This is a genomic window from Kocuria aegyptia, from assembly GCF_039530085.1.
GTDB classification, from domain to species: domain Bacteria; phylum Actinomycetota; class Actinomycetes; order Actinomycetales; family Micrococcaceae; genus Kocuria; species Kocuria aegyptia.
In genome coordinates this window covers 579,407-600,233 of sequence record NZ_BAAAOA010000046.1, presented here as the reverse complement: position 1 = coordinate 600,233, position 20,827 = coordinate 579,407, and the positions used below count along the sequence as shown (strand labels likewise).

Below are 20,827 nucleotides of genomic sequence, written 5' to 3'. Positions count from 1 at the left end.
GACCGGCCATGGATCTCCTGCACTCCTCCCCGCGCGCCGTCGCGCCCGTCCTGCGGACCGCGGCCGCCGTGACGGCGGCCGCTGCCGGGACGGCGGCGGGCCTCGGGGCGTGGGGCGTCGTCGTCGAGCGCCGCCGCTTCCAGCTGCGCACGGAACGGCTCCGGCTGCTCCCCGAGGGCAGCGCGCCGCTGCGGATCCTGCACCTGTCGGACCTGCACGTCTGGCCCGGCCAGCGCGCGGTGCGGGAGTTCGTGCACTCGCTCGCGGCGCTGGAGCCGGACCTCGTGGTGGACACCGGGGACAACCTCTCCCACCCGCAGGCGCTGCCGTGGCTGCTGGAGGTCCTGGAACCGCTGTTCCGCTTCCCCGGGGCCTACGTCCCGGGATCCAACTGCTACTTCGCGCCGAAGCTCAAGAACCCGTTCCGCTACCTGTGGCGGGACACCTCCGGGGAGGGCCGGGACCAGTCGGCCCTGCTGCCCACCCAGGACATGCACGACGCCTTCGACGCCGCGGGCTGGACGCCGCTGATCAACCGCTCCGCCCGGATGCAGGTCGCGGGCCTGACCCTGGACCTGTCCGGGGTGGACGACCCGCACCTGGGCTACGACCGACACCCCGGGTTCGGCGACCCCGCCGCGGCGGACCTGCGGCTCGGGGTGGCCCACGCCCCCTATCTGCGGACCCTGGACCGGTTCGTGGCGGACGGCGCGCAGCTGGTGCTGGCCGGGCACACGCACGGCGGGCAGGTCTGCCTGCCGGGCGGGCGGGCGCTGGTCAGCAACTGCGACCTCGAGCCGCAGCGCTGCAAGGGGCTCATCGCCCAGGGCGGGGTGCCGGTCAACGTCTCGGCGGGCCTGGGGACGTCCCGCTTCGCCCCGATCCGGTTGTTCTGCCCGCCGGAGGCCGTGCTGCTGACGCTCACGGACTGAGCGGTCCCCCGCCCGCCGGCGCACCGGCGCCTTCGCGCGGCAGCAGGGCCTCCAGCACGGCGGGCAGGCGGGTGACGCCGTCGGAGCCGCAGAAGTGTCCCGCACCGGGCACCACCCGCACCGGGGCGTCGAGCCGCTCGGCGAGGGCCTCGGTGGCGGCCGGCGGCACGGTCGGGTCGTCGTCCGAGCGCAGCACCAGCCGGCGCCGGACGCCGGCGCGCACCGCGGAGAGGTCCACGTCCTCGGCGAGGAACTCGTCCAGCAACGGCACGCCCTCGAGCCGTCCCGTGAAGCCCGCCACGAGCACCAGCCCGCCCAGCTCCCAGGGCCCGGGCAGACCGGCGAGGTGGCGCAGGAGGGTGATGCAGCCCAGGCTGTGGGCCACCAGGTGGGTGTGCCGGTCCGGCTCGCCCACCGCCCGCGCCACCGCGGCCAGCCACGCCCCGGCCTCCGGGTAGGACGGTTCCGGCAGCTCCACGACGTCCGTCCGCACGCCCTCCGCGGCGAGCTGCTCGCGCAGCCACGGGAACCAGTGCTGGTCGGGGGCGGCGTCGTAGCCGTGCACCACCACGACCCGGCGGAGCCCCGGCTCCGGGGCGCTCACCCGGAGATCTCGGGGACCGCCACGATGATCCGGTGGTTGGTCCTGTCGCACAGGTACATCTCCACCGTGCCCTCGGGCACGGGGCCGCCCTCGGGCCACTGGTCCTCGGGGATCTGGCGCAGGGGTCCGCCGCAGGACGGGCAGATGGGGTCCATGGTGGTCTCCTCCAGGATCGGCTCCAGGGTCGGTTCCCGGGCCGGGGGCCCGTGGCCCGAGCTTCCCCCAAATCGGCGCCGCCCACAATCCCCCGCGCGCTCCGGGGCGCACGGGCGGGACCGGGCGGACCTGCGCGGCCCCTGTGGTCGTACCATAGGATGTGGCAGGGACCACGCCGGCTGCCCTCGATCCCCCGGAGGAGATCCCATGACCGCCCCCAGCGCCCACCGCGTCCCCGGCACCGCCCCCGAGGACCTGCTGGCGGAGCTCCGGACCTGGTGCGGCCCCGACGCGGTGGTGACCTCCGAGCTCGAGCACCGCGCGCTGGCCCACGACGCCTCCCACTACCTGCTGCAGCCCGCGGCGGTGGTGCGCCCGCGCTCGGCCGCGGACATGGGCCACCTCTTCCGCGCGGCCGCCCGCCACGGGCTGGGCCTGACCTTCCGCTCCGGCGGGACGTCGCTGTCCGGGCAGGCCGTGACGGACCAGGTGCTGGTCGACGTCCGGCGGAACTTCCGGGGGATCGAGGTGCTGGACGGCGGCCGGCGGGTCCGCGTGCAGCCGGGGGCCACGGTGCGGCAGGTCAACGCCCGGCTGGCCCCGTACGGGCGCATGCTGGGGCCGGACCCGGCGAGCGAGGCCGCGTGCACGATCGGCGGCGTGGTGGCCAACAACTCCTCGGGGATGGCCTGCGGCACCGAGGCCAACACCTACCGGACGCTGGAGTCCATGGTGTTCGTCCTGCCCTCCGGGACGCGGGTGGACACGGCAGACCCGGACGCCGACCGGCGGCTGCGGGAGCTCGAGCCCGCCCTGCACGAGGGGCTGCTCCGGCTGCGGGACCGGGTGCGCGGCGACCCGGCGTCGGTGCGCACGATCCAGCGGCAGTTCTCCATGAAGAACACCATGGGCTACGGCCTCAACTCCTTCCTGGACCACGACGAGCCGGCGCGGATCCTCGAGCACCTGCTGATCGGCAGCGAGGGCACCCTGGGCTTCGTGGCCCAGGCGGTCTTCCGGACCGTGGGGATCCTGCCCTTCGCCGCCACGGGGCTGCTGGTGTTCCCGGACCTGGCCGCGGCCACCCGCACGGTTCCCGCGCTGGTGGCGGCCGGTTCCGCCACGGTCGAGCTGCTCGACGCCACGTCCCTGAGGGTCTCCCAGCGCACGGGCCTGGCCCCGGCGCAGATCCTGGACATCGACGTCCACGGCCATGCGGCGCTGCTCGTCGAGTACCGGGGCGCCACGCTCGAGGAGGAGCGGGAGCTCTCCGCCGGTGCCGCCGGATTGTTCCGCACCCTGGACCTCGCGGCGCCGCCGGCCCTGACGGACGACCCCGCGTCCCGCGCCGCACTGTGGACCGTGCGCAAGGGCCTCTACACCACCGTGGCGGGGGCCCGGCCGAGCGGGTCCAACGCGCTGCTCGAGGACGTCGTCGTCCCCGTGGCGGAGCTCGGCGAGACGTGCGAGCAGCTCACGGAGCTCTTCGACGCCCACGGCTACCGGGACTCCGTGATCTTCGGCCACGCCAAGGACGGCAACGTGCACTTCATGCTCAACGAGCAGTTCGACCGCCCGGACCTGCTGGCCCGCTACGAGCGCTTCACCGAGGACATGGTCGCCCTGGTCCTCGACCACCACGGCTCGCTCAAGGCCGAGCACGGCACGGGCCGCAACATGGCCCCGTTCGTGCGCCGGCAGTACGGGGACGAGCTCTACGACGTGATGGTGCAGCTCAAGCGCCTCGTCGATCCGGGCGCCCTGCTGAACCCGGGCGTGCTGCTCAACGAGGACCCCGCGGTCCACGTGCGGGACCTCAAGACCGCGCCCCCGGTCGAGCAGGAGGTGGACCGGTGCGTGGAGTGCGGCTACTGCGAGCCGGTCTGCCCCTCGAAGGACCTCACGCTCACGCCGCGGCAGCGGATCGTGGGCCGCCGGGAGATCGCGGCCGCGCAGGCGCAGGGGGACGCGGAGCTCGCCGCGCGGCTGCGCGCCGAGTACGACTACGAGGGCCTGCAGACGTGCGCCGTGGACGGGATGTGCGTGACGGCCTGCCCCGTGCTGATCAACACCGGGGACCTCGTGCGCCGGCTGCGCGCCCAGGACCACAGCCGGGTCGCGGACGCCGGCTGGGGCGCCGCCGCGAGGGCGTGGGGGGCGACGACGACGGGGGCCGGGCTCGGCCTGACCGTCGCGAAGGCCCTGCCTGCCGCGCTGCCCGCCGCCGCGACCGCCGCCGCCCGGGCCGCCCTCGGCGCCGAGCACGTGCCGCAGTACCAGGACGGGCTGCCCGCGGGCGGCCCGCCCCGGCCGCACCGGCAGGACCCGGCCGCGGAGGCCGTGTTCTTCCCCGCGTGCATCAACGCGATGTTCGGCGCGGCCGCGCGCCCCGGCGACGGCACGGGCTTGACCGCCTCCGAGGCGTTCCTGGCGCTGTGCGACCGCGCCGGGGTGCACGTCACCGTCCCGCAGGGCATCGGCGGGCTGTGCTGCGGGACGCCGTGGAAGTCGAAGGGCCTGCCCACCGGGTACGCCACGATGTCGGAGCGGACGCTCGCGGCACTGTGGGAGGCGACCCGCGAGGGCGAGCTGCCGGTCGTCTGCGACGCCGCGTCCTGCACCGAGGGCCTGGGAACCATGGCCGAGCTCGCGGCCGCGTCCGGCCGGTACCACGCGCTGCGGTTCGTGGACGCGGTGGAGTTCGTGGCCGACCGGGTGCTGGGGCACCTGACCGTCCGCCGCCCGGTCGGCTCGATGGCCCTGCACCCCACGTGCTCCAGCGTGCACCTGGGCATCACCGGCGCCTTCGAGACACTGGCGCGGGCGATCAGCAACGACGTGGTGGTGCCCGCGGCCTGGGGCTGCTGCGCCTACGCCGGGGACCGCGGCATGCTCCACCCCGAGTTCACGGCCTCGGCCACCGCCGCCGAGGCTCGCGAGGTCACCGGGCGCCGCTTCGACGCCTACGCCTCGCTCAACCGCACGTGCGAGCAGGGCATGACGGAGGCCACCGGGCACCCGTACCGGCACGTCCTCGAGCACCTGGAGGAAGCGACCCGCTGAACCGCCCGCCCTATTGGTTGTACACAATCAAGTTGTGTCCAATGGTCTGCTGTGCCACCCTGGGGGCATGGACGCAGACCTCCGGCTCGACGCGCAGCTGTGCTTCGCGCTCTACGCCGCCTCGCGGGCCACCACCGCGGCCTATCGCGAGCCGCTGGCGGAGCTCGGCCTGACCTATCCGCAGTACCTCGCGCTGCTCGCGCTGTGGGAGGAGGACGGCCAGACCGTCTCGGCGCTCGGCTCCCGCCTGCGCCTGGACAGCGGCACCCTCTCCCCGCTGCTGAAGCGGATGGAGACCGCCGGCCTCCTCGAGCGCCGCCGGGGCCACGACGACGAGCGGCGGGTCACCGTCCACCTCACGCCGGCCGGGCACCGGATGCGCGAGCGCGCCCCGGCCGTGCAGCAGCGGGTCCTAGAGGCCTCGGGCCTGACCACCGCCGAGATGGAGACGCTGCGGGCACTGGCCCGCAGGATCGGCGCCCCCGCCGACGGGCACGCCGAGCACAGCGCCGGCACGAGCACCACAGACAAGACCACCGTCGGCACGACCACCACCGGAACCCAGGAGTGACCAGCATGGACACCGTCTACACCGCCGAGGCCCTCGCCACCGGCGCCGGCCGCAACGGCCGCACCCGCACCACCGACGGCCGGATCGACCTGGGTCTGGCCGTCCCGCAGGAGATGGGCGGCTCCGGCGACGGCACCAACCCGGAGCAGCTCTTCGCCGCCGGCTACGCCGCCTGCTTCCACTCCGCCCTGCAGCTGGTGGCCCGGCAGGAGAAGGTCGCGCTCGGCGACTCCAGCGTCGGGGCCCGCGTGGGCATCGGCGGCGACGGCCAGGGCGGCTTCGGCCTCGAGGTCGACCTGGAGGTCGTGCTCCCGGACCTCGACCAAGAGATCGCCCAGTTCCTGGCCGAGAAGGCCCACCAGGTGTGCCCGTACTCGAACGCCACCCGCGGCAACGTCGACGTCCGCGTGAGCGTCGTCGACGACTGATCCCCCCGCTCCCCCGCCCGCCTCCCGGCCCCCAGGAGAACCGATGACCCCGCTCACCAGCACCCGCCAGGTCGTGCTCGCCTCCCGCCCCGAGGGCACCCCCGTGCCCGGGAACTTCCGGCTCGAGGAGACCGCGCTGCCCGAGCCCGGCCCCGGACAGGTCGTGGTCGCCAACCACTGGATGTCCGTGGACCCCTACATGCGCGGGCGGATGAACGACGTGAAGTCCTACGTCCCGCCGTTCCGGCTGGACCACCCGCTCGACGGCGGCGCCGTGGGCGAGGTCGTCGCCTCGTCCGCCCCCGAGCTGCCCGTGGGCGCCACGGTGCTGCACGGGGCCGGGTGGCGCGAGCACGCGGTGCTCGACGCCGGCTCCGCCACCGTGGTGGACCCCGGGCTGGCATCGGAGTCGGCCTACCTCGGGGTGCTCGGCATGCCGGGGCTCACCGCCTACGCCGGCCTCATGGCGGCCGCCCGCTTCCGGCCCGGGGACACAGTGTTCGTCTCGGGCGCCGCCGGGGCCGTGGGCTCGCTCGTCGGCCAGATCGCGAGGCTCAGCGGCGCCGCGCGCGTGGTGGGCAGCGCCGGCTCCCCGGAGAAGGTCGCCCGCCTGCTGGAGCTCGGCTTCGACGCCGCCTTCGACTACCACGACGGCCCGGTGCTCCCCCAGCTGCGGCACGCGGCGCCCGAGGGCATCGACGTGTACTTCGACAACGTGGGCGGCGAGCACCTGGAGGCCGCGATCTCTGCGCTCAACCCGCACGGCCGGGTGTGCCTGTGCGGGGCGATCTCGCAGTACAACGCGACCGAGCCCCCGGCCGCGCCGCGGAACCTGGCGCTGGCGATCGGCAAGCAGCTGAGCCTGCAGGGCTTCCTGGTGAGCGGCCACCAGGACCTGGGCCCGGAGTTCCGCGAGAAGATGGCCGGCTGGCTGGCGGCCGGGGAGATCCAGTGGGACGAGACCGTGCGCGAGGGGCTCGACGACGCCCCGCAGGCGTTCATCGACCTGCTCGCCGGCGCCAACACCGGCAAGATGGTCGTCAGGCTGTGAGCTCGGCCGTCAGGCCGTGACGTCGGCGCCGCCGGCGCTCAGCCGTGCGGCGAGCTCCCGCACCCCGGACACCCTGAGGTCCGGGGTGAGGGCGTACTGCGGATAGGGCGCGCCGTGCCGGTCGATCCACGCCGTGCGCATGCCTGCCCGGGCGGCGCCGTGCAGGTCCCACGGGTGCACCGCGATCATGAGCATCTGCTGCAGCGGCACGCCCCACGCCCCGCTCGCCCAGCTGTAGGCCTCGGACGCCGGTTTCCAGCAGGGGGCGTCCTCGACGGAGCAGACGTGCTCGAAGTGCCGGCGCACGCCCGCGCGCTCGAGCAGGCCCTCGGCGGTGGCCGCGGAGCCGTTGGTGAGGGCGGTGAGCCGGAACCCGGCCGCCGCGAGGGACCGGATCCCGTCCGGGACGTCCGCGTGGACGGGCAGCCGCTGCACGGCGTCCAGGACGTGGGCCACGGCGTCCTCCACGTCCCCGGCCGGCGGGTGCGTGCTGAACAGCGTGCGCGCCACCTCCTGCCCCAGCACGGCGAACGGCTGGGCCTCCCCGTGGACCGCCAGCGCGAAGCCCTCCCGCAGGACGGAGGCGAACCACGTGGCGGAGAGCTCCCCGGGCACGCCCACCTCCTCGAAGGCGTGGTGCAGCGGCTGCAGGTCCGAGAGCGTCTCGTTCACGTCGAACACGAGCACGGGTCTGTCGTCGGCAGTCATTCCGGGGCCTTCCGTTCGCGGTGGTGCACAGCGTAGTCCGCGCGGGCGCCGGACGGGAGCGTTCAGCCGGCGCGGACGAGCCGGCCCAGGGGGCTGTTCTCGAAGTCGTCCAGCAGGGCCTGCGGGTCCGCGTAGAAGGCCACGGCCCCGGCCTCGCGCAGCTCCGTCTCGCTGATCCCACCGCTCCCCAGGCACACGGCGTCGAGACCGAGCTTCCACGCGGACTCGACGTCCCAGCGGGCGTCCCCCACCACGATCGCGTCCTCGGGGCGCAGGCCCCCGGCCTCCAGCGCCGCGGCGAAGATGTCCGGCGCGGGCTTGCTCTGCTCGGCGTCCGTCGCGGTCGTGACCGCGGTGAGCAGGTCGTCGGAGCCGAGGGCCTCCCGCATGGCGGCCACCTCGGTGACGTTCGAAGACGACGCGAGCACCACCACGAGCCCGGCGTCGGTGCAGCGGCGCAGCAACTCCGCAGCGCCGCGGGTGGGCTTGAGCCCCGGCCAGTGCACGGAGAACAGGGTCCCGTGGGCGGCACCGATGGCGTCGTCCCCGTCCTTGTCCCGGTCGGCGGAGAGGAGCTCGTCGATCAGCTGCTCCGAGCCCATGCCGATGAGCCGGTGGATGCGGTGCATGGGCACGTCGTGGCCGGCCTGGTTGAAGGCGTGCCACCAAGCGACGGTGTGCAGGTAGCTCGAGTCGATGAGGGTGCCGTCGACGTCGAAGAGCACACCGCGTCTGGCCGGTGCGGTCGAGTCCGGGGTCTGGGGAGGAGTCATGGCCTCACCCTCCCACCCGGCGCCCGGGCGATCAATGCAAGGCCGGGTCCCGGCGGCGCCGCCCGAGCAGGACCGCGCACGCACCTGTCTGCTCACGGGGGATGTGCACACCGGGTGCTCCTCCCCCGCAACGGGGGCGCTCGAGCCCGGCCCCTCCGCTCACCGCGCCGGTCTCAACGCTCCGACTTCTCCTGGGCGGCGTTGCTCGGTCCGTGCCCCTGGTCGACGGTGGCGGGCACTGCGGGCGCCATGACGGTCCGCAGCTGCCGGCCCACCGCCTCGACGTCCCCGGTGGACGTCGCGAAGCGCCGGATCACGGCGGCGGCCGCGTCGGTCATCTCACCGAGCCCCTGGACGTCGATGTTGGCGATGTCGTCGCACTGCGCGTGGTAGCAGAAGTCGTAGCCGACGCCGGCCCGGCCGCCGAACAGCGCGGCCTGCTCCGCCGTCTTGAGCCCCTCGGCCCCCGTGAACAGTCCCCCGGCGGGCACGCCCTCCGCGATGAACGGCCCGTAGTCGCTGCGGCCGCTGAACTCGGTCTCGCCCGAGGCCAGTCCCACGGAGCCGAAGTGCGCGTGGAAGGCCGCCTCGATCACCCCGGAGCCCTCGGGGGCCTCCGCGGAGACCTCCGGGCCGAAGGCGGAGCCGTCGCCGTCGTAGACGAAGCGCCCGTAGTTCGGGGAGCCGATCATGTCGAAGTTCAGGTACAGCGCGATGGCCGCCAGCGTCGCGGGGGCGTTGGCCTTGAGGTCGTCCACGTAGTGCTGGGACCCGAGCAGGCCGAACTCCTCCGCGCCCCACCAGGCGAACCGCAGACGGTTCTCGGTCTCCGTGCCCGCGAGGGACTCGGCGATCGCCAGGATGGCCGCGGAGCCGGAGCCGTTGTCGTTGATCCCGGCGCCCTCGGGCACGCTGTCCAGGTGCGCGCCGACCATGACCGTGCGCTCGGGGTTGCCCGTGCCGGTCTCGACCAGGACGTTGGAGGTCTCGCGCTGCTCGGAGATGACCTGGACGGTGACGGTGACCTCGCCCTCGGCCAGCAGTGCCCGGCCGGCGGCGTAGCTGAGCCCGACCACGGGAATGTTCACCGCGCCCGGTCCGCCGAGGGTGCCGGCGACCACGCCCTCCTCCCCGGGCCCGCCTGTGTTGAAGATCAGCACGGCGGAGGCGCCCGCGGCCTGCGCGTTGGCGGCCTTGACCCCGAAGGCGCACGTTCCCCGCTGGAGCAGCGCCACGTTGCCGGCCTGGAAGTCGGCGAAGTCCTCGGCCTCGCATCCGCTGGTGCTCGCCCCCGGTTCCCCGGTGGTGCCGACGGCCTGCACCGGTGCGCTCACGGTGCCGGAGCCGGAGTAGGACATCACAGCGACGTCCTCGGCGGGCAGCGGTCTGCCGCCCGCGCTGACCGTGGCGGGACTGAGCTCCCGGAAGAAGGGGAAGGAGAAGTTCTGGACCCGCGGGGCGTAGCCGGCGGCCCGCAGCCGGCCGAGCACGTAGTCCACGCTGCCCCGGTAGCCGGGCGTGCCGGAGGCCCGGTTGCCGTCGTTGGCGTGCGCGACGGCCTGGAACACCTCCAGGTGCGCCATGACCCGTTCCGGAGGAACGGCCGCCGGCGTCACCGCGACCACCCCGGTGCCGCCGGCGTCACGGTGGTGCTCACGGCGTCCGCGCTCGAGTCCGTGAGCGCCGCTGCGGCGGCCACGGTCCGGTGGCGATGGGTGCAGTGAAGCATGGTTCCTCCCGAGGCAGGGGCCGGCCGGGGGCTCGACCGGGACAGTGGCTTCGACGAGCTGGTGGAGCGATATGCACAGAATCCCAGTTCCTGGTCGGCCGGACAATGACGTGCGCTTTGTGGCGAAGCGCACGGCCGAGCCGGAGAAGCTCGAGGCCCGGACACGACGAGGTCGGCCCGATTTCCCACCCGCGCGGCCAGATGGCTATGATGGAGCAGTTGTTTCCGGCCGCGGCCGGATGCTTCACGGGATGTGGCGCAGCTTGGTAGCGCGCGTCGTTCGGGACGACGAGGTCGCAGGTTCAAATCCTGTCATCCCGACCATGTGATGTCTCAGGACATCGGAAACACCCCGGACCTATGGTCCGGGGTGTTTTTTCATGTCCGGGTCTTGGTTGAGGGATCGGGGCTGGTAGTCACGGGTGGGGTCCAGGAGGAAGTCGCGCAGCACGGCTCCGGTGGTGGCATCGATGATCAGGATGTGCCGGTCGTGGACGAACATCCGTACGCGGGTTCGGGCGTAGGTCCGTCCGATGCCGATGTGGTGGAGTTTCGAGTGCAGGCGCACGGTGACGCTGCCGATCTTGTCGACGCGGTCGGTGCGGATCCGCCATCCGGTGGGGGCACCGGTGGGGGTGGCTTTGGGCAGTGCCCGGTAGGCCGTGTCCGGGGTGGCCCGTTCCAGCCCCCGGTGGGGGCGCACGGTGTTGTAGTAGGCATTGAATGCGTCGATCTGTGCCTGCAGCCCCGGAAGGTCCGGCGCCGGAGCCCGGGTGGCCAGGTGCTTCTTGAGGCTCTGCTGGAAGCGCTCGACCTTGCCCTGAGTCTGCGGGTGGTTCGGAGAGCCGTTGATCTTGGTGATCCCGGCTGCGGCCAGGTGGGCCTCGAAAGCGTTGATCCCGTGGCGGGGACGAGCGGTGAAGACCAGGCCGTTGTCGGTGAGCACCGCCGCCGGGGCTCCGTGGGTGGTCACGGCGGCGCGGAAGTCGGCCAGGACCACGGCCACGGTGGTCACCGGGTGAACAGCGCAGGCGGTGATGTAGCGGGAGTGGTCGTCGAGGAAGGTCAGGATCTCCACGCCGGTGCGATCAGCCAGTGACCAGTGGGTGAAGTCGGCCTGCCACAGCTGATTGGGCAGGGCTGCGGTGAAACTGCGGTAGCTGCTGGCAGGTCGCTTGGCGGGGGCGGGGGTGATGAGCCCCGCCCGGGTCAGGGCCCGCCACACGCTGGCGCGGGAGACGGTGATCCCCGCCCGGGCCAGGTGGACGGTGATGGTCTCGGGTCCGGCATCGTGGCCGGCTGCGACAAGGGCGCGGCGGGTGGCCAGGATCGCCTCCACCGTGTGGGCCGGCATCGCATTGGGGTGGTGATGCGGGGCCCGGGAACCGGGCGTGAACGCCGCCTCGCCCTGGGCCCGGTAGCGGGCCATCAGCTTGGACACCCAGGATCGGCTGACCTGGAATCTGCGTGCGGCCTCGGCCTGGGACATCGTTCCGGTCACCACGGCCAGGATGATCGCTTGGTTCTTCTCCACCCCGGCACCGTAGGACCGGTGTTTCCGATGTCCTGAGACATCTGTTTCCTATCTGCTGAACCAGCACACTGTCATCCCGACCAAGGGCGCTTTACTTGAACCATGGTCCAAGTAGATCGACCCAAGTGAGACAGACAGAGGTGCCCCTGAGAAATCAGGGGCATTTCTCATGTCCGCCTTACCCCGGCCAGGACGCGTCAGAACATCCGAAATCGGCGCGTGTGATGGGACGATGGCGTCGACGTTGGCCCGGACGCCGTCTCGGTCGCAACGGACGACCGGAAGGCGGTCTGGGCGGCCATGATGTCCGCGTACGGATCGTTGAGGACACCCTCGGACGGACCATGTTCGTCGAGCGCATTGGCTGAAAGTGTCGCTACACCTCTCCCTGCAAGTCATATCCATGCGGTCAAAGGCAGGGAGTTCGACGCTGTACTTCTCGTTCTTGAAGCACCTAGGGGTAATCAGCCAAGTATTCTACTCGATTGGGAGCAGCACGAATCGACTGAGTCATTGCGCGTTTTTTACGTAGGTGCTAGCCGTGCAAAGAAGATGCTGTCCGTAGCATGCCCTCCGAAAAGCGCATCTCGGCTCAATAGCATACTGAAATTACATGGCATTAAAGCCGATTGGATTGTCGAGACGTCGGTCAACGGTTGATTTTCGTAAGTTAGTCCTGAGTAGTACGGCCTATAAACTTCCTCGTCGTGTCGTAACTACACCCGATCTTTTTGGCGACGTCCCGGATAATGAGCCCTTCAGCACGCAGCCGCAGCGCCTCACGCTCCTTCTCAGGAGTGAGTCCTCGGACGCGCTTCTGAACGCCGCGCTGGCTGAACAGCCGCAAGATCGAGGAGCGCGAGATAGCATACTCGCGAGCTAAGGCTGTAGTGGTCTCTCCTGCCTCGTATCGGGCCACGATGGTGTCCAAGCTGGTCGGGCCCGAGGCGCAGGCTGAGGGCTCGTCGTGGACCCTTCACAGGGGTGCCGGGAGGAAGAAAATCGGCACGTTGCGCAGTGGAGGCTTGAGTTCTCCGCAACGCGTCGACCGTCGGCAAATAGTGGCGGGCGACCCTTGAGTACTCCGGCAGGATCTCGGCCGTCGCATCTGCTCAGTATTCGTCCGTCGTCGACACCACCAGCGAAGGCCCCGGACCACTTGGTCCGGGGCCTTCTGCTTGTCCTGGCGACGACGCTCAGCGTGTCGCCGTGCGGGCGTTAGAACTGCTCCATCACGGTCAGCACGACTGGCCCCATGATGGCGATGAACAACACGGGAAGAATGAGAAGCATGAGCGGGATCGTGATCTTCACTGGGATTTTCATCGCCTGCTCTTCAGCCCGCTGCTTACGCTTTACGCGCATCTCCGCAGCCTGTGTCCGAAGCACGGAACTGACGGAAATGCCGTAGGCGTCGGCCTGAACCACAGCGCGGGTGAAGTTGCGCAGATCCGGCACGTTGGTCCGTTCCTCCAGCGCGAGGTAAGCGTCCTTGCGGGGCACGCCGACCCGCATGTCGCCGAGCGTGCGCTGGAGCTCTTCTGCTAGCGGACCCTTGCCGTTCTCCCCCGCCCGGGACATGGCGGACTCGAAGCCGAGGCCGGCCTCCACTGCGATCAGCATCTGGTCCAGCGTGTCGGGCAGCTCCAGCCCGATTGCCCTTTGACGTTCAATGCCACGGCTGTAGAGAAGAAGGTCCGGCACGAAGTAGGCCACGGCCGTGACCACGATTGCAAGGGCGAGCATCCTGCCACTGGCATTACCGGCCAGGAGCAACAGTCCCAGAATCACGCCGACACCCGCCAAGAGCGGCTTGGCGGCGAGCAACCGGGAGAGGGGCCACGCCGCCGGGCGGCCGGCAAGCGCATGCAGGCGGTCGAGTCGATCTACGCCCTTCGGCGAGGTCAGGCGATGCAGGGTGCCGAAGGAGGGCCGGGCGGGGCCCCCCCCAGCGGCAATCTCGGCGCTGAAACCGCGAGAGAGGTTCTCCCGCACCTGGCGCGCGGACGCGCCTGCGGTGCTGAACACCGCCCACAGTGTCAGCGCCAAAGCTGCACCGAAGACCACAGCGGCATAGGTGAGAGTCGGGGCCACGGGATCACTCCTGAAACTGAGCTGGACGGAGTCGAACTAGAACTTGAAGCTGACGATCTTGCGCATCCACAACCCGCCGATGGCCAGCATGACAGTGGCGATGGCAAGCATGGCCCAACCAAGCGCGTTTTCGAACATAGGGAGAAAGAAGGACGGGTTCATAAAACTCATGATCCCGGGGACGGCGAACGGCAGAGCCATGAGGATGTAGGCAGAAAGCTTGCCCTCCGCACTCAATGACTTGACCTGGCGGCGGATCTGATTGCGCTCCCGGATGGTGTGGCCAACCTGGTCGAGGACCTCGGCAAGGTCGCCGCCCACCTCCCGGTGGATGCCGATGGCCTGCGAGACCCAGCTGAAGTCCTCGTTGCCCATCCGTTCCGCCGTCTCCTCAAGAGCGTTGTTGAGGTCACGGCCGAGCCGGGTCTGATTGACTACCCGGGCCAGCTCTTCGCTGGTCGGCGCCTGGGCCTCCCGCGAGACGGCGTCGACGGCACGCAGGAGGCTGTGGCCTGCCCGAAGGCTGCCGGCAAGCAGCTGCAGGGTGTCGTCGAGCTGGTCGGCAAATGCGCGTCGGCGCTTGCCGACCGCCAGGCCCAGAAACACCTTCCCTCCGAGCGGCGCCAGAATTAGCAACAGCAGTCCGAGCAGTGGGCCGCCGACCAGGAAGCCGAGAATGGAAGAGACCAGTCCGGCGGCTCCGACCAACACGAGGAAGTCGGCCGGGGAGAGTCGCATTCCCGCACGGTCCAGGGCATCGGTGATGGAACGCGTCCAGCCATGGCGGGTCAGCGTATCGGTGATCGCGCTGGTGGTGATGCCGGTGACCCGGCTGAGCACGGACGGTGGAGCTTCGTCGAGACGCAGAGGCCGTCGCCGACCCACCGGGAGCCGGGGCGTGGAGGAACTGAAAGTGATGAACAGCAGCAGCAGGAATGCCATGAGGAACAGCAGGGCCCCGAGCACGACGGTCATCAGCGCGCCCGCCCTGGTGCCGTCGTCTCAGGCATCTCGAATACCTTCGGTGAGACGTGGATGCCGAGGTCCTCGAACCGATCCACGAATCGGGGGCGCACCCCCGTGGGGATGGCCTTGCCCAGGAACCGCCCATTGGCGTCCACACCGGCGCTGTAGTCGAAGACGAAGGCGTCCTGGAGCGTGACGATCTCCCCCTCCATTCCCTGTACCTCGGTGATGTGGGTGACGCGCCGGGTACCGTCGCGCAGGCGCGTCAGTTGGACGACGACGTCGATGGCCGATGCGATCTGTTCGCGGACGGCACGCAGGGGAAGATCCATACCTGCCATGAGAACGAGGGTCTCCAGTCGGGCAATGACGTCCCGCGGTGAGTTCGCGTGGACGGTAGAGAGCGATCCGTCGTGACCGGTGTTCATGGCTTGCAACATGTCGAGCGCCTCTCCACCGCGGCACTCGCCCACTACGATGCGGTCCGGACGCATTCGGAGCGAGTTCTTGACGAGATCGCGGATGGTGATCTCGCCCTTGCCCTCGATGTTGGACGGGCGGCTCTCCAGGCGCACCACGTGCTCCTGCTGCAGCTGCAGCTCGACGGCGTCCTCGATGGTGATGATCCGCTCGTCGTGCGGAATGAACGAGGACATGACGTTGAGCAAGGTCGTTTTGCCCGTGCCGGTGCCGCCGGAGATGAGGATGTTCAAGTGCGCCTTGACGCAGGCGTTGAGCAGCTCCGCCATCTCGGGCGACATTGATCCGAATCGGACGAGGTCGGCGACCTTGAGTGGGTCGGTGGCGAACTTGCGGATCGTGAGCGACGAACCGTTGACCGCCAACGGAGGGATGACAGCGTTGACGCGGGAGCCATCCTCGAGACGGGCGTCCACGAGCGGTGAGGACTCGTCGATGCGACGGCCCACCTTCGAGACGATCTTCTCGATGACCTGACGCAGGTGCTCCTCGGACTTGAACTGCGCGTTGCTGAGGCCGACTCGGCCGCCCTGCTCGATGAAGATGTGGTCGGGCCCGTTGACCATGATCTCCGTGACGGACTCGTCGTCCAGGAAGCGCTGCAGCGGTCCAAACCCCAGGACGTCGTCACTGATTTCGCGGACCAGACGCTGCCGTTCCTCGACGGTGAGCGGCACCTGCTCAGCATCGACGATCTGGGTCAGTTCCTCGCGGGCGTAAACCTGCAGGGAGGCCTCGGTGAGTCCCGAGTCGTTGAGGCGGCTGCCGATGCGGTCGAACAGCGCCTCGGCCACGCGGTCCTTGAGCGCACCGAGGGCGTCGGACGCCGGGGTGACTGAGATCGGAACAGAGTGGGTCTCCACGACGAACATGGGGACGAAGTCCTCGTCCGCGGCCTCTTCGGCTGTCGGGGCGGGCTCAGCGACCGGCGAAGCAACCACCCCGCGTGCTGCATCGAGTCGTTGCGAGAGCTTCACTGGAGCACCGCCCGTCGGTGCACAGCCTTGCGAGGTGCAGTGGAGTGTGCCGGGTCGAAGCGCGCCACGAGCTGGTTGAGGGCCTTCGCGGCCTTGTCCCGTGAGGCCTCCTGCAGGATCGGCTCACCCTTGTTGGTGGAGTAGGTCACCGCCTTGGACCGGGGCACCACCACGTCCACCGGCGTCCGGACGGTCGCCTCGATGTCCTGCACACTCAGTCCGCTGGCGCGGTCCGCCATGTTGACGACGATGTGCCGGGAGCCCGGCAGCATCTGCAGCTCGGTGAGGACGTCGATCTCCTTGCGCAGCCCGCGCACCCCGGGCACGTCCATGCCGGAGAGGAACACCACATCGGTTGCCGCCTCCAGCGCGGCCAGGGTGTGTTCGCCCAGACCCGGTGCCGTGTCAACGACAACGAACTGGAACTCGCTGGCCAGCTGGTCAAGCATGTGCCCGATCTGGTCGGCGTTGATGAGATCGGCCTCGGCCGGCGAATCCGGTGTGCACAGGGCATAGATCGAGGTTGGGTGGACGCTGAGGAAGGCCTTAAGCACCATCGTGTCCTGCGCGGCCGCACCCGTGACCGCGTCCGTGAGCGTGTGCTCGGGGGTGAGGTTGAGCACTGCGGCGACGTCGCCGAACTGCACGTCCAGGTCCACGAGGACCGTGGACATGGGCGCGAGCTTCCCCAGGCCGACGGCCAGGTTGGTGGCCACCGTGGTCTTGCCGACGCCGCCCTTCGGGGAAGTCACTGCGATCACCCGACCTCCGAGGCGGGAGGGGGAAGCGTCCAGGGACGGATCGGGAATCAGACCGCGCCGCCGACTGTCCGCGGTGTGGCAGGCGCGCTCCAGCAGCACACGAATGATGTCGACTTCCGCCTGCGGCTCGAGGATGTCGCGCACTCCGGCTCGCATCGCGGCCAGCGCAAGGGCAGGATCCGCTTCCGCAACGAGGACCAAACTGATCTCGGGGTGCTGGACGTCGAACACGGACGCCAGACGGAGCGCGTCGCTCGCGTCGACCCCAGGGCCCAGCAGAAGGACCGCCGGCAGTTCACCGACTACCTTGCGCAAGAGCTCATCGGGGGTGTCAGGGACCTGCGTGTTGTACACCGTCTGGACCGCCCCTGGGATCCGGCCGGCGATGGCCGTCTGCACGCGCTGCTCGAACGTCACGTCCGAGGTGACGAGTAGGAATCTGCTCATTTGAAGAAGTCCTCCATACTGGCTCCGTCGTCGTTCCACTTGGCGTCCACGGGCTGATTCGACAGCCAGATCCTGCCAAACTCCGCCGCGAAGACGGTCTTCTCGGCGTCAGCCGCATTCTGAGCGAGCGTGACGAGCATCGCCCCCTCGGGAACCGGAGGCGCACCGGGGGCGGTTTCCTCCTCACCGCTCGCCTCGGCGGCAACCGGCGCGCCTTGGATGCTGGTGACGAGCACCCGGTGGAACACCAATTCGGTGGCGGGCTTGTCCTCTGGGCCCTGGTCGAAGGAAGCGAAGACACCGACGAAATCACCAGCCTTCACTTGGCCACCCACTACTCGGTCGGCGCTCACCTGGATGGTGACCTCCTGTAATTCCTTGGGCACCGCGACACGTCCCGGCTCCTGCAGGGAATTGAGAGTGACGAGCCGGCTGCCCAGCAGCTGCTCACCAGTCCGAAGCTCGACAGCAGTAACGCGCCCCTTATACTCGGCGAGATCCATCACGGCGTCCTCAGCCAGAGCGGAAACGGGCACCGTCTGCTTTCGCAAGTGCTGTGAGAGTTCCTCGACGGGCATCTCGGCTCGCACATCGTTCTCGACCACGAAGACCTCCTTGGTCTCCGTTCCTTCAAGGGCCCGCGCGTCGGCGGTGCGGACGTAGCCGGAGACGAGAACCGCACCGACCACGGCAAGGAGTGCAGCCACTACGGCGGCGATGACACGAACTTTCACGGTTTTCCGATCTCGCGATGCTGTTGCTGCTATTTGGTCAGGGTGACGATGGATGCCCCGAAGTCGGCATCCGGATCAGTGGTTCCGGTGAATCCATCGGCCAATGTGCCGAAACTGACGAACTCGCCGATAAGACCGCGGCAGTTCCCGGTGCACGTGGCATCTGGATAAATGTCATTGTCCTTCTGCTCACTTCCCGAAACCTTCCAACCTAGGATCTTGAAGGCAGCCCACCCCTTGATGTGATAAGAACCGTTCGCGCCGCCCGCGGGGTCGAAATCGTCATACACGGGCAACAGCGCGGTCTGTTCGTACAGGCTTTTCAGAACATCCACGCACCCCTCGGGCGAGCTGACGCCAGGTTTGCTCGGCACATCGGTGTCGTTCTCGACGTCGAGGTTGCAGTCGCTGTCCGATCCTGCCAACCAGCTGAAGCCACCCGGGAGGACCTGGCCAGAGGGGCTGGTGCTCGTGCACGACGGCGGGCTTGTGTTGCCGTGGAACCGGATCAGCTGCACCCCGCCATCGAGGTCAAATACACAGGGGGCGAACGCCAATGGGAGGATCGACGGACCGCCATGGGGAAACATGCTCCAGCTGGCCGTGGCGGTGGCTCCGACCGTAGGTTCTGTTCCCCACAGCATGGAAGAAAAGGTCAGACCCAGCTTGTCAGAGCCGGTCACTCCGTCCCGCGTGCTGGCTTGCACACGGACAAAGTCACCAGTGGTATTGAGTTCTAAAATCGTTGCGTCGGAGGCGGCATCCTTGGAATTGGCATCTGCATATTGGCCTCCAAGGCTTGCGGCAGAGACAGAGCAAACGAGCTCGTCGTTGGCGCATTCTTCCGCAACGGCGAGCGCGGCGGCGTCTGCCCCATTCTGCAGCTGAGCACGCTCGGCATAGATCAACCCGGTATCGAGGGCGACTGCTGCGGCCCCGAGGAGCACGACCATGAGCATTGCGACCATGACCGAGATTCCGCCGCGCTCCGTACCACGCAGGGATGTGATCAGCCGCCGCATTGCATGGCCGCCTTGCCCTTGATGTTGACGCCGCTCGGCAACAAGCTCGTTAGGCCGGAAAGAGAGTAGGTGAGCACCACCTCAACGGGTGCGCCGGCCACGCAGGTGGGCTCGGTCGGGAAATGGAGCTTCGCCGGAGACAAGGATGGTGAGGAGGACAGGGCAGCATCCTTGGCGTCCGACCAGTCTTTCGTGATAGCCATCGTGCGCGCTGCTTCCCGGGCAGCATGGGTCACACTGATCTGCGCATTGAAGGCGTAACCGAACTCCACGATGATGAACAAGATCATCAACAGGAGTGGCATAACAAGGCCGAACTCGACGGCCACCGCCCCCCGCTCGTCGCGGATACTGCTCATAACTCCTCCATGATCCTGCAACGTGGAGCGCCGCGGCAGCCCGGACGAAGGGCCGCCGCGGCGCTCTCGGTACGGCTGACAGTCAGAGGGTGATCGCCGTCATCTTGGCCTTGAGCTTGTCGACCAGGATGTCCATGGGGCCTCCGGTGCCGCCGAGCAGTGCGAGGGTCGTGACGAGCACGATGGCGACGAGGCCGATGAGCAGGCCGTACTCGACGGCGGTGGCACCCTTCTCGTTGCGCTGGATGCGCTCGAAGGTGTCGGTGAAGAAGGCCTGGACGGTGATGAAAAGAGGCAGCATGAGAAAGCTCCTTAGCAAAGCGGAGAAAGGGTGGAGTGGGTCTTCAGCTGTTTCCGACACTGCCTGCGAGAGGCTCCCCGTACCGGGCTACTGACCTGTAAGAAGAATAGACTTTGCTCCAGCAAAGCCACAAGCATTCGAGTGCATGCACTTTGGGGGACGTTAAACAGCGACGTAATGCCTGGTGAGAGGTGTATTTATTTACATAGACCAAAGTTGGGAGAGCGCTTGTCCCCCGAACGGCGTCAATAGAGGCCCGGCAGCAGGTACTCCCGCGCCAGTAGCTCTCCCCACATGACCGCCGCGAAGGCACCGGCCAGCATCGACGGGCCGAACGGGACGTCGCTGCGCAGGCCGCCGCGGCGGGACGCCAGCACGGCGAGACCCACCACCATGCCGACCACGGAGGCCAGCACCGCCCCGACGAACAGGGCTCCCCATCCCTGGAAGCCGAGGAACAACCCGAGCACGGCGGCGAGCTTTACGTCCCCCATGCCGAGTCCGGCAGGGGAGATCAGCGCCAGCACGAGGTAGAGGACGAACAGCACCAGAGCACCCAGCACCGCGCGCAATAGCGCTCCCCAGGCGTTCTCCCCAGTTGCGGCGAGCACGAGCAGCACCAAGCCGATGCCCAGTGCCGGCAGCACCACGGCATTGGGGAGCAGATGGTGGCGCAGATCGATCACTGTGAGCACCACGGCGACCGCCGCGAAGAAGAGGTATGCCGGGAGCTGCCAGCTGAGCCCGAAGAATGCGGCCACGAGGAAGAAGAGTGCCGCCGTGGCGACCGCCAGTAACGGACGGGACGGTGCAGAGGCAGGCTGGTCCGTGACAGGGCTGTACCGCAGGACGACGTGTGGCAGGAACCAGCCCACCACAGCACCCATGAGAGCGGCAGTCAGCCCCCACCAGAGGGGGGCTGATCCGAGCATGAGCTCCACGTGAGCGTCCCTCCGGTCCGTGGGCGTTTCGGCTGACGCCCGGATGGGTGGTTGTCCCCCGATCGGGGTTCCCGTACGAGACAGAGACTAACCGAGAGGTGGCTCTATTTCGGTGTACGAGCACGTCAAGCGGCGTTTCGACAATTCGACAATCACCTATCGAGAAACTCCTGAACCGAGATCGGCAGGAATTCCA

General features: G+C 69.2%; 22 protein-coding genes and 1 tRNA gene. 7 read left to right on the top strand and 16 right to left on the bottom strand.

What is annotated here, in order from left to right; translation table 11 throughout:
* Nucleotides 1-8 precede the first annotated feature (8 nt).
* Entirely contained in the window at nt 9-932 is a 924-nt protein-coding gene (locus tag ABD220_RS17080; protein ID WP_425552583.1) for a metallophosphoesterase, read from the top strand.
* Here ABD220_RS17080 and ABD220_RS17075 read toward each other — a convergent pair.
* Together ABD220_RS17075 and ABD220_RS17070 are read right to left on the bottom strand one after the other, a co-directional pair.
* The gene (locus ABD220_RS17075) at nt 922-1,536 is read right to left on the bottom strand and encodes an RBBP9/YdeN family alpha/beta hydrolase (protein ID WP_344124640.1); all 615 of its coding nucleotides are present in this window, start codon (nt 1,534-1,536) and stop codon (nt 922-924) included. The genes ABD220_RS17080 and ABD220_RS17075 overlap by 11 nt on opposite strands.
* A complete protein-coding gene (locus ABD220_RS17070) occupies nt 1,533-1,691 on the bottom strand; it encodes a hypothetical protein (RefSeq protein WP_017832526.1) in 159 nt (52 codons plus the stop codon). Before ABD220_RS17070 ends, ABD220_RS17075 begins: the two co-directional genes overlap by 4 nt.
* 208 nt (nt 1,692-1,899) lie before the next feature.
* Between ABD220_RS17070 and ABD220_RS17065 the strand changes: the two genes are divergently transcribed.
* The 4 genes from ABD220_RS17065 to ABD220_RS17050 all read left to right on the top strand — a co-directional run bounded on the left by ABD220_RS17065 (nt 1,900) and on the right by ABD220_RS17050 (nt 6,805).
* A complete protein-coding gene (locus tag ABD220_RS17065) occupies nt 1,900-4,755 on the top strand; it encodes an FAD-binding and (Fe-S)-binding domain-containing protein (protein WP_344124638.1) in 2,856 nt (951 codons plus the stop codon).
* Between the two features lie 67 nt (nt 4,756-4,822).
* On the top strand, nt 4,823-5,326 hold the full coding sequence (locus ABD220_RS17060; RefSeq protein ID WP_344124636.1) for a MarR family winged helix-turn-helix transcriptional regulator: 504 nt from the start codon (nt 4,823-4,825) through the stop codon (nt 5,324-5,326).
* Nucleotides 5,327-5,331: 5 nt separating this feature from the next.
* Entirely contained in the window at nt 5,332-5,754 is a 423-nt protein-coding gene (locus tag ABD220_RS17055; RefSeq protein ID WP_344124634.1) for an organic hydroperoxide resistance protein, read from the top strand.
* A gap of 43 nt (nt 5,755-5,797) precedes the next feature.
* Nucleotides 5,798-6,805 carry an NADP-dependent oxidoreductase gene (locus ABD220_RS17050; RefSeq protein ID WP_344124632.1) on the top strand — a complete coding sequence of 336 codons (1,008 nt, stop codon included), beginning with the start codon at nt 5,798-5,800 and terminating at the stop codon, nt 6,803-6,805.
* A 9-nt stretch (nt 6,806-6,814) separates the two neighbouring features.
* Here ABD220_RS17050 and ABD220_RS17045 read toward each other — a convergent pair whose 3' ends face one another.
* The 3 genes from ABD220_RS17045 to ABD220_RS17035 form a co-directional block, all read right to left on the bottom strand.
* Nucleotides 6,815-7,513 (bottom strand): haloacid dehalogenase type II, encoded by a 699-nt coding sequence (locus ABD220_RS17045; protein ID WP_344124631.1) that lies wholly within the window; start codon nt 7,511-7,513, stop codon nt 6,815-6,817.
* A 62-nt stretch (nt 7,514-7,575) separates the two neighbouring features.
* The gene (locus tag ABD220_RS17040) at nt 7,576-8,286 is read right to left on the bottom strand and encodes an HAD family hydrolase (RefSeq protein ID WP_344124630.1); all 711 of its coding nucleotides are present in this window, start codon (nt 8,284-8,286) and stop codon (nt 7,576-7,578) included.
* Nucleotides 8,287-8,459: 173 nt separating this feature from the next.
* A complete protein-coding gene (locus ABD220_RS17035) occupies nt 8,460-9,869 on the bottom strand; it encodes a M28 family peptidase (RefSeq protein WP_344124628.1) in 1,410 nt (469 codons plus the stop codon).
* A gap of 393 nt (nt 9,870-10,262) precedes the next feature.
* On the opposite strand from ABD220_RS17035, the gene ABD220_RS17030 reads away from it, so the two are divergent.
* Nucleotides 10,263-10,339 (top strand) — tRNA-Pro (locus ABD220_RS17030).
* A gap of 34 nt (nt 10,340-10,373) precedes the next feature.
* Here the strand turns inward: ABD220_RS17030 and ABD220_RS17025 are convergent.
* Nucleotides 10,374-11,549: an IS481 family transposase gene (locus ABD220_RS17025; protein ID WP_344124627.1), complete on the bottom strand. Its 1,176-nt coding sequence runs from the start codon at nt 11,547-11,549 to the stop codon at nt 10,374-10,376.
* A 300-nt stretch (nt 11,550-11,849) separates the two neighbouring features.
* Between ABD220_RS17025 and ABD220_RS18140 the strand changes: the two genes are divergently transcribed.
* A complete protein-coding gene (locus ABD220_RS18140; RefSeq protein ID WP_425552582.1) occupies nt 11,850-12,209 on the top strand; it encodes a 3'-5' exonuclease in 360 nt (119 codons plus the stop codon).
* 10 nt (nt 12,210-12,219) lie between these two features.
* On the opposite strand, the gene ABD220_RS18135 is transcribed toward ABD220_RS18140, so the two are convergent.
* The 10 genes from ABD220_RS18135 to ABD220_RS16980 form a co-directional block, all read right to left on the bottom strand.
* Complete coding sequence (locus tag ABD220_RS18135; protein ID WP_425552581.1) at nt 12,220-12,480, bottom strand: helix-turn-helix domain-containing protein; 261 nt, start codon at nt 12,478-12,480, stop codon at nt 12,220-12,222.
* A 287-nt stretch (nt 12,481-12,767) separates the two neighbouring features.
* Nucleotides 12,768-13,643 carry a type II secretion system F family protein gene (locus ABD220_RS17020; protein ID WP_344124625.1) on the bottom strand — a complete coding sequence of 292 codons (876 nt, stop codon included), beginning with the start codon at nt 13,641-13,643 and terminating at the stop codon, nt 12,768-12,770.
* Between the two features lie 36 nt (nt 13,644-13,679).
* Nucleotides 13,680-14,618, bottom strand: a complete 939-nt coding sequence (locus tag ABD220_RS17015) for a type II secretion system F family protein (RefSeq protein WP_344124623.1) — start codon at nt 14,616-14,618, stop codon at nt 13,680-13,682.
* Entirely contained in the window at nt 14,618-16,066 is a 1,449-nt protein-coding gene (locus ABD220_RS17010) for a TadA family conjugal transfer-associated ATPase (protein ID WP_425552580.1), read from the bottom strand. Before ABD220_RS17010 ends, ABD220_RS17015 begins: the two co-directional genes overlap by 1 nt.
* Nucleotides 16,063-17,274: a CpaE/TadZ family protein gene (locus ABD220_RS17005; protein ID WP_344124795.1), complete on the bottom strand. Its 1,212-nt coding sequence runs from the start codon at nt 17,272-17,274 to the stop codon at nt 16,063-16,065. The genes ABD220_RS17010 and ABD220_RS17005 overlap by 4 nt, the downstream gene beginning before the upstream one ends.
* Nucleotides 17,271-18,008, bottom strand: a complete 738-nt coding sequence (gene cpaB / locus ABD220_RS17000) for a Flp pilus assembly protein CpaB (RefSeq protein WP_344124619.1) — start codon at nt 18,006-18,008, stop codon at nt 17,271-17,273. The genes ABD220_RS17005 and cpaB overlap by 4 nt, the downstream gene beginning before the upstream one ends.
* A gap of 29 nt (nt 18,009-18,037) precedes the next feature.
* The gene (locus ABD220_RS16995) at nt 18,038-19,030 is read right to left on the bottom strand and encodes a pilus assembly protein TadG-related protein (protein ID WP_344124617.1); all 993 of its coding nucleotides are present in this window, start codon (nt 19,028-19,030) and stop codon (nt 18,038-18,040) included.
* Nucleotides 19,018-19,389 (bottom strand): TadE/TadG family type IV pilus assembly protein, encoded by a 372-nt coding sequence (locus tag ABD220_RS16990; protein WP_344124615.1) that lies wholly within the window; start codon nt 19,387-19,389, stop codon nt 19,018-19,020. The genes ABD220_RS16995 and ABD220_RS16990 overlap by 13 nt, the downstream gene beginning before the upstream one ends.
* A gap of 82 nt (nt 19,390-19,471) precedes the next feature.
* On the bottom strand, nt 19,472-19,690 hold the full coding sequence (locus ABD220_RS16985) for a Flp family type IVb pilin (RefSeq protein ID WP_344124613.1): 219 nt from the start codon (nt 19,688-19,690) through the stop codon (nt 19,472-19,474).
* A gap of 245 nt (nt 19,691-19,935) precedes the next feature.
* A complete protein-coding gene (locus ABD220_RS16980) occupies nt 19,936-20,622 on the bottom strand; it encodes a prepilin peptidase (RefSeq protein ID WP_344124610.1) in 687 nt (228 codons plus the stop codon).
* Nucleotides 20,623-20,827 lie beyond the last annotated feature (205 nt).

What these genes read in the sequence shown, in the direction of transcription:
- ABD220_RS17080 (WP_425552583.1), top strand. Translation starts at nt 9, where the DNA reads ATGGATCTCCTGCACTCCTCCCCGCGCGCCGTCGCGCCCGTCCTGCGG.
- ABD220_RS17070 (WP_017832526.1), bottom strand. Translation starts at nt 1,691, where the DNA reads ATGGACCCCATCTGCCCGTCCTGCGGCGGACCCCTGCGCCAGATCCCC.
- ABD220_RS17065 (WP_344124638.1), top strand. Translation starts at nt 1,900, where the DNA reads ATGACCGCCCCCAGCGCCCACCGCGTCCCCGGCACCGCCCCCGAGGAC.
- ABD220_RS17060 (WP_344124636.1), top strand. Translation starts at nt 4,823, where the DNA reads ATGGACGCAGACCTCCGGCTCGACGCGCAGCTGTGCTTCGCGCTCTAC.
- ABD220_RS17055 (WP_344124634.1), top strand. Translation starts at nt 5,332, where the DNA reads ATGGACACCGTCTACACCGCCGAGGCCCTCGCCACCGGCGCCGGCCGC.
- ABD220_RS17050 (WP_344124632.1), top strand. Translation starts at nt 5,798, where the DNA reads ATGACCCCGCTCACCAGCACCCGCCAGGTCGTGCTCGCCTCCCGCCCC.
- ABD220_RS17045 (WP_344124631.1), bottom strand. Translation starts at nt 7,513, where the DNA reads ATGACTGCCGACGACAGACCCGTGCTCGTGTTCGACGTGAACGAGACG.
- ABD220_RS17040 (WP_344124630.1), bottom strand. Translation starts at nt 8,286, where the DNA reads ATGACTCCTCCCCAGACCCCGGACTCGACCGCACCGGCCAGACGCGGT.
- ABD220_RS17035 (WP_344124628.1), bottom strand. Translation starts at nt 9,869, where the DNA reads ATGGCGCACCTGGAGGTGTTCCAGGCCGTCGCGCACGCCAACGACGGC.
- ABD220_RS18140 (WP_425552582.1), top strand. Translation starts at nt 11,850, where the DNA reads ATGATGTCCGCGTACGGATCGTTGAGGACACCCTCGGACGGACCATGT.
- ABD220_RS17015 (WP_344124623.1), bottom strand. Translation starts at nt 14,618, where the DNA reads ATGACCGTCGTGCTCGGGGCCCTGCTGTTCCTCATGGCATTCCTGCTG.
- ABD220_RS17005 (WP_344124795.1), bottom strand. Translation starts at nt 17,274, where the DNA reads ATGAGCAGATTCCTACTCGTCACCTCGGACGTGACGTTCGAGCAGCGC.
- ABD220_RS16995 (WP_344124617.1), bottom strand. Translation starts at nt 19,030, where the DNA reads ATGCGGCGGCTGATCACATCCCTGCGTGGTACGGAGCGCGGCGGAATC.
- ABD220_RS16990 (WP_344124615.1), bottom strand. Translation starts at nt 19,389, where the DNA reads ATGAGCAGTATCCGCGACGAGCGGGGGGCGGTGGCCGTCGAGTTCGGC.
- ABD220_RS16985 (WP_344124613.1), bottom strand. Translation starts at nt 19,690, where the DNA reads ATGCTGCCTCTTTTCATCACCGTCCAGGCCTTCTTCACCGACACCTTC.
- ABD220_RS16980 (WP_344124610.1), bottom strand. Translation starts at nt 20,622, where the DNA reads ATGCTCGGATCAGCCCCCCTCTGGTGGGGGCTGACTGCCGCTCTCATG.